Below are 584 nucleotides of genomic sequence, written 5' to 3'. Positions count from 1 at the left end.
CGGTGTAAGTCGCTGTAGCCGGTATTCTTAACTTGCACGCCTCGAACTTGTTGGGTTTTTGTCACTTCTTCGTAGCCAATGAACAAAGGCAAATAGACATATTGCGCGCGCAGCGCTTCTTCAATACCCAGCAAATGAGAAATCGGTTGTTCATAGGCAATGGCTTCTTGAAGCTGCTCGCGGTGACGCTCCATCTGGTTTTGTTCGAAACTAAAACGTAAGCCAGTCGCCACCGATAGCCATTCAAATACCCCATATTCAAATGGCGCTTCCATGACCTCTTCAATGAACAATAAATCCGCTAAGTGTGAAACTGACTCGGGAAAACTAATGTCTTCCACTTTGATGACCTCTAACTCTAGCCCCGTGCTACGAATCACCTCATGCAACCATTCAGAATGTCGCATCAGGTTCGGGATAGTCCATATCGGTTCAGCAAGCACGACTTTGCCTTGTAGCGTTGGCGCTGTCTCAGCGCTACAACTAGGCTCAAGAGGCGATAACTGAATACTGTCGACGGCACTTTGTGGCTCATGGTGCCGCTTTTGCTGATTAATATAGTTGGCAAGCTGGCGCCACTCTTG

The 584-nt window shown here is 47.9% G+C and carries 1 pseudogene; it reads right to left on the bottom strand.

The annotated features are described in order from the left end of the window. A pseudogene (locus R7R24_RS28830) lies at positions 1–584 on the bottom strand (transporter); the annotation flags it as partial.

It is taken from the genome of Vibrio sp. 704 (assembly GCF_033339295.1).
Note: the sequence above shows the minus strand (reverse complement) of the source record. Positions and strands in the feature narration are given on the sequence as shown.